The organism is Limnohabitans sp., from assembly GCF_040401495.1.
Taxonomy (GTDB): Bacteria; Pseudomonadota; Gammaproteobacteria; order Burkholderiales; family Burkholderiaceae_C; genus Limnohabitans.
This window is the reverse complement of record NZ_JBBAOI010000039.1, coordinates 1-5728: the sequence shown is the minus strand read 5'-3', so window position 1 is coordinate 5728 and position 5728 is coordinate 1. Positions and strand designations below refer to the sequence as shown.

At 54.7% G+C, this 5728-nt stretch carries 5 protein-coding genes; 4 read left to right on the top strand and 1 reads right to left on the bottom strand.

The genetic code is table 11. From position 1 onward, the window contains the following. Positions 1-509 precede the first annotated feature (509 nt). From AC9UEO_RS13305 to AC9UEO_RS13290, 4 genes are read left to right on the top strand one after another with little or no spacing between them, the layout of a single operon-like run. On the top strand, positions 510-2438 hold the full coding sequence (locus tag AC9UEO_RS13305) for an ATP-binding cassette domain-containing protein (RefSeq protein WP_509534449.1): 1929 nt from the start codon (positions 510-512) through the stop codon (positions 2436-2438). Then, the gene (locus AC9UEO_RS13300) at positions 2435-3325 is read left to right on the top strand and encodes a DMT family transporter (RefSeq protein WP_509534446.1); all 891 of its coding nucleotides are present in this window, start codon (positions 2435-2437) and stop codon (positions 3323-3325) included. The genes AC9UEO_RS13305 and AC9UEO_RS13300 overlap by 4 nt, the downstream gene beginning before the upstream one ends. A gap of 28 nt (positions 3326-3353) precedes the next feature. Next, positions 3354-4190, top strand: a complete 837-nt coding sequence (locus AC9UEO_RS13295) for a PhzF family protein (RefSeq protein WP_509534443.1) — start codon at positions 3354-3356, stop codon at positions 4188-4190. Between the two features lie 55 nt (positions 4191-4245). After that, a complete protein-coding gene (locus tag AC9UEO_RS13290; protein ID WP_509534440.1) occupies positions 4246-4917 on the top strand; it encodes a histidine phosphatase family protein in 672 nt (223 codons plus the stop codon). On the opposite strand, the gene AC9UEO_RS13285 is transcribed toward AC9UEO_RS13290, so the two are convergent. Continuing rightward, the gene (locus AC9UEO_RS13285) at positions 4914-5708 is read right to left on the bottom strand and encodes a creatininase family protein (protein WP_509534452.1); all 795 of its coding nucleotides are present in this window, start codon (positions 5706-5708) and stop codon (positions 4914-4916) included. The genes AC9UEO_RS13290 and AC9UEO_RS13285 overlap by 4 nt on opposite strands. Between the last annotated feature and the right edge of the window lie 20 nt (positions 5709-5728).

The window sequence follows — 5728 nt, the reverse complement described above, 5'->3', positions numbered from 1 at the left end:
CATTCCGCCAGCGTTCAATCTGAGCCAGGATCAAACTCTATAGTTCGATCTTGATAGTTTTTTTGCCTCTTTCGAGGCCACTCATTAAAAACGGAATTGAAGTGAACTTCACTTCTATCTTCATGAGCGTTTTAAGTCTTGCGACTCGGTTACTAGAACCTTGGCAATTGCCTTAAAACGCCCACGCTTATCGGCTGTAATTTGTTAATGAACCTAAACAGTTGCCTGTTTTGAACCTCGCTACGATGAGCGAAGCCTTAGATTATGACACAAATTTGAAGGCTGTGTCAAAACTTTTTTGCCTTTTTCTTTGCTGCTGTTCGTGGCCTCAAGAGGCTACGTTTCAAAAGCAGAGCCCGCTAGTATAGCGCACTTTTTGAGACCAACAACGGTCGATAAGAAAAACTTTCTATGCCCGCCACACAATAATGCAAAAAATTCTTTTCTTTCAACGACTTAAGTGCTTTGACGATTTTTCTTGAGGGTGGCACCGCCTGCATAATCGAGTGATGGCTCTCATTACTTTGCAATCTGCACAACTCGCTTACGGCGACGTGCCTCTTTTAGATCACACCGCTTTATCGATTGAAGCAGGTGAACGCATTGGCTTAATTGGCCGTAACGGCACAGGCAAATCATCGCTTTTGAAAATTTTGGCTAGCTTGGAGCACCTCGACGATGGGGTTATTCAGTTCCAACAAGGGCTGAACTTAGCCTATGTGGCGCAAGAGCCTTTGTTGAATGCGGAGTTGACTGTGTTTGATGCTGTGAGTGAGGGCCTATCGTCCCTGAAGTCGGTTCTCGAGCAGTACTACGCAGGCGATGGCGACTTGGATGCCCTGCAAAACACCATTGAACTGCAAGATGGGTGGAACTGGGAGCAGCGCGTCACCGAAACCCTGCAGCGTTTACACCTAGACGGTGCAGCTTTGGTGGGCAGCCTTTCGGGGGGGACGCGTAAACGTGTAGCGCTTGGGCAAGCGCTGGTGACGCTGCCCGACGTTTTGCTTTTGGACGAACCCACCAACCATTTGGACTTGGACAGTATTCAATGGCTAGAAGACTTGCTGGTTGAGTTCAAAGGCAGCGTGGTGGTTATCACCCACGACCGTGCTTTTTTAGACAAAGTGTCTACCCGCATCGTTGAGTTAGACCGCGGGCATTTAAATTCTTATCAAGGCAATTTTCAAAGTTATTTGCTCCTGAAAGAAGCTGAAATAGCCGCTGAGGCTGTCACCCAAGCCAAGGCTGATAAGTTGCTAGCGCAGGAAGAGGTGTGGGTGCGTAGAGGTGTAGAAGCCAGAAGAACGCGGTCTGTTGCGCGGATTGGTCGTTTGGAGAAACTTCGTGCCACACGACTTGCCAGACGCAACGCGGTGGGTCAAGTCAGGGCCAGTGTGGATGCCGGTCTGCCAAGCGGAAAAATTGTGGCCGAGTTGACCGATGTCTCTGTGAATTTTGGCGACAAACAGGTGGTCAACCATTTCAGCGCCACCTTGTTGCGCGGCGACAAAATAGGCTTGATCGGCCCTAATGGTGCAGGCAAAACTACGTTGCTGAAAATGATTTTGGGTGAACTGCACCCTACGACGGGCAAGGTTCGCCAAGGCGCAAATTTGCAAGTGGCTTATTTTGACCAAATGCGCAATGCGTTGGATCTGGACGCCACGCTAGAAGACTTCATCAGCCCGGGCAGCGAATGGATAGAAATCGGCACCCAGCGCCAGCATGTGAAGAGCTATTTGGGCGACTTTTTGTTCTCTCCTGCAAGGGCCAACTCGCCCGTACGTACCCTCTCAGGCGGAGAGCGCAATCGCTTATTGCTGGCTCGCTTGTTTGCCCGCCCCGCCAATGTGTTGGTGCTGGACGAACCCACCAACGATTTGGACATAGACACCTTGGAATTGCTAGAAGAATTGCTGCAAAACTATGCAGGTACCGTGTTTTTGGTCAGCCACGACAGGGCTTTTTTGGACAATGTGGTCACCAGCACCATTGCCTATGAAGGCGAGGGGCATTGGCGGGAGTACGAAGGTGGCGTTCAGGACTGGCTGCTGCAATCTAACCGCGCCAAGGTGTGGTCGCAAAAAGTGGCTGACATCCAACCGGCAGATATGGCAAAGACCCCCAGTCATACCCTGCAAAATTCGGCTCAGTCAGTGGGCAAAGCGGGCACAGTCTCAGCAGCGACAGCCAAACTAGCTCCCAAAAAACTGAGCTTCAAAGAACAGCGCGAATTTGACAGCCTGCCCAGCTTGATAGGGCAGTTGGAAAAAGAGCAGGAAGGCCTCAACCAAGCCTTGGCCGATGGGAGCTTGTATGCAAGCGATCCCAAGTCAGCTGCAGACAAAGCCATGCGGGTGGGCGAAATAGACGATGAACTGCTTGCCGCTATGGAGCGCTTGGAGGTTTTAAGCCAACGTACCTCAACCGTATGACACCTTCGGAGCGCAAAGGCATGTGGTTTGGGTTGCTGGGTGTGACCATGTTTGCCGTTACTTTGCCCGTTACCCGTTTGGCCGTCGGAACGAACGACGACCCGCATTTGTCAGGTGTGTTTTTGGCGATGGGGCGTGCCGTCGTTGCAGCTTGGTTGTCGGTGATTTACCTATTGATCAGCAAAGCCACTTTCCCCAGCAAAAGCCAATGCAAGGGCCTTGGCTTAGTGGCGCTGGGGGTGGTGTTTGGTTTTCCGCTGTTGACCTCTTTGGCCATGCGCCATGTAGAAGCCACGCACGCCAGCGTCATCACTGGCGTGCTGCCACTTGCAACTGCAACTTTGGCGGCGATCATGAATAAGCAAAAGCCGTCTTGGGGCTTTTGGCTGTGCGCTGTCACCGGTACCGCGCTGGTGGTGGGTTTTGCGCTGCTGTTCTCGGGACAGTCTGGTTTGCATGTGCAAGCAGCAGATTTGCTGCTGTTGGGTGCCATGGCCTTTGCCGCGGTGGGCTACGCCTGGGGAGGACGCATGTCGCAAAGCATGGGCCCTGAAAAAGTGATTTGTTGGGCCTTGGTGATATCCCTGCCGCTGACGCTACCTATGGCTTGGCTCAGCCAGCCCACCAACCCCGTTCCTTGGAGCGCATGGGCGGGGTTCGCTTATGTGTCTTTATTTTCGATGTGGCTGGGGTTTTTTGCTTGGTACCGAGGCCTTGCCATGGGCGGCACGGTACGGGTGAGCCAAATACAGTTGCTGCAACCATTTTTGGGCATGTTGATGGCGATTCCCCTTTTGGGCGAACGCTTGGATGCAACGACTGTCAGCTTCGGTTTGGCGGTGGTAGCCACGGTGTTCATCAGCAGAAAAATGCCAGTTCAGCGATGATGCGGGCGATTTAAACCGAAAGCTCGCCATGAAGCACCGCGCATTTGCCCAAGTTGATGTGTTCACCGCCGTGCCCTACCTTGGCAACCCTTTGGCCGTGGTGCTGGATGGAACGGGCCTGAGCACTGCGCAAATGCAGGCCTTCACCGACTGGACCAACCTGTCGGAAGCCACATTCGTGCTGCCGCCCACCCACCCGCAAGCCGACTACGCGGTGCGGATTTTTTGCCCCGGGCGTGAACTCCCCTTTGCCGGCCACCCCACTTTAGGTACCTGCCATGCATGGTTAGAAGCGGGTGGCGTTCCCAAAGGCCGAGATGTAGTGCAAGAGTGCGGCGTGGGCTTAGTCAACATTCAACGCCAAGGTACACGCTTGGCGTTTGCCGCGCCGCCTTTGCGTCGAGGCGGTCCCTTGGACGAGGCCGATGTGCAAATGATCGCCAAAGGACTCGGGGTGGCTCGCTCGGACGTTTTGCACCACGCTTGGTGTAACAACGGTCCGCAATGGCGCGGCGTGATGTTGAGCTCCGCCACACAAGTGCTGGCTTTGACACCCGATGCGCAGGTGCTGCAAGGCTTGGACATTGGCGTGGTGGGTGCGCATACCCACGGTGACACGCAGTTTGAGGTGCGTGCTTTTTTTCCTGGCAACAACGGTCTGGCAGAGGACCCCGTGACGGGCAGTTTGAACGCAGCCATTGGGCAGTGGTTGATAGGCGCAGGCTTGGCGCCAGACAGTTATGTGGCCAGCCAAGGCACTTGTTTGGCTAGAGCTGGGCGGGTGTATGTACACCGCGATGAGCAAAACCAAGTCTGGGTGGGCGGCGAATCTGTCACTTGCATCCAAGGCTCAGTCAAGCTCTGAAAAGCGGTCACCCAAGAGACTTTTTGCCAAGCTCAGATTGGCGACAATGGCCGCCATGGGAACCCTTTATTTAGTGCGCCACGGCCAGGCCTCGTTTGGCGCTGACGATTACGACAACCTATCTGCTTTGGGACATCAGCAAAGCCAACGCTTAGGCGCTTATTTTCGTGAGCGAGGCCTGCAGTTTGAGGCGGTACTGATGGGCAGCCTGAAGCGCCATCGGCAAACCTTTGAAGGCATTCAAGAAGGCCTGCAGGCACCGCAACTTCAGCCACTGGTTTGGCCAGGCTTGAACGAGTACGACAGCCACGCGGTGATCCATGCCATCCACCCCGAGCCTTTGGCTAAGCCCAACACGCCAGAGCTGTACAAACACCATTTCGGCTTGCTGCGCAAAGGCCTGCAAGCTTGGATGTACGGTGAGGCGCAACCCGCTGGCATGCCGCCTTTCACCGAATTTGTTCAAGGCATACAAGACGCCATGGCCCATGTGCGAGCGCAGCACAGCGGCGATGTATTGATGGTCTCTAGCGGCGGGCCCATCTCTACTGCAGTGGGTACGCTGTTGGGCACACCCCCCGAGAGCATCATCGAGATGAATATGCGCATTCGCAACACCGCGGTCAGCGAACTGGTGTTTACTCCGAAGCGCCACACCTTGGTGAGCTTTAACACCATCAACCATTTGGATGCACCCGCCTACCAAGACTGGGTGACGTTCACTTAAATCAGCGGCTCAAACCGCTGCAACTCCTGCAGCAACTTAGCCAGTTGCACACCCACCGCGTCCAATAGCGCTTGGCCTTTAAGGGCTGTAGCCGCCACCGCGTTACCAGCCGCGCCATGCAGGTTGTAGTCCTGCATATGCCAGCCCAGTTTGGCGCTTTTGCCGTCGCCCAACAACACGAAGTCTTTGGCACGTTGCTCGGACGCTGATACAAAGTGTTGTGCTTCTTCCATTCGCACTTTGTGCGGCGCAATCGCCAGCATGAGCGAGGTTTCCATATCTCCGCCGTGAACGCCAAAGCGCTGCTCATGGGCATCAAATGCGCTCAAGGCTTCGCCCAAGGGCAGTTGGTACCAGTTGCTGCTAAAAACGGTGAGACCACAGTGACCACGCAGTTCACGCGCCACCACATCCATCAAGCCCACGTTGCCGCCATGGGCGTTGAAGAGCAAGAGTTTTTTGACGCCCACCCGTGCCACCGATTCACCCAAACTGCACCACTGCTCGATCACCGAGGCGGGAGAGAAACTCAAAGTACCGTCATAGGCGAGATGCTCTGAACTCAGGCCCACGCTTTGGGTGGGCAGCACCAGCACTTGGTCAGCAGGCTGCAAATGACCCAGCGCAGCAGCCACCATGGCGTTGACCAAATCGGTATCAACCGACAAGGGCAAATGTGGCCCATGCTGCTCGGTGGCACCCAAGGGCAAAACAGCGACCGCCTTCGCCGCGTCAAGTTCAGCGAAGTCGGTGGTAAAGCAATCAGCCCAGTAGCGTGGAAAAACCTTCATGCGCTGCATCTTAAAGGCTT

Bases quoted from the DNA above. Each gene is read 5' to 3' on its own strand.
- AC9UEO_RS13295 (WP_509534443.1), top strand. From the start codon at position 3,354: ATGAAGCACCGCGCATTTGCCCAAGTTGATGTGTTCACCGCCGTGCCC.
- AC9UEO_RS13290 (WP_509534440.1), top strand. From the start codon at position 4,246: ATGGGAACCCTTTATTTAGTGCGCCACGGCCAGGCCTCGTTTGGCGCT.
- AC9UEO_RS13300 (WP_509534446.1), top strand. From the start codon at position 2,435: ATGACACCTTCGGAGCGCAAAGGCATGTGGTTTGGGTTGCTGGGTGTG.
- AC9UEO_RS13285 (WP_509534452.1), bottom strand. From the start codon at position 5,708: ATGAAGGTTTTTCCACGCTACTGGGCTGATTGCTTTACCACCGACTTC.
- AC9UEO_RS13305 (WP_509534449.1), top strand. From the start codon at position 510: ATGGCTCTCATTACTTTGCAATCTGCACAACTCGCTTACGGCGACGTG.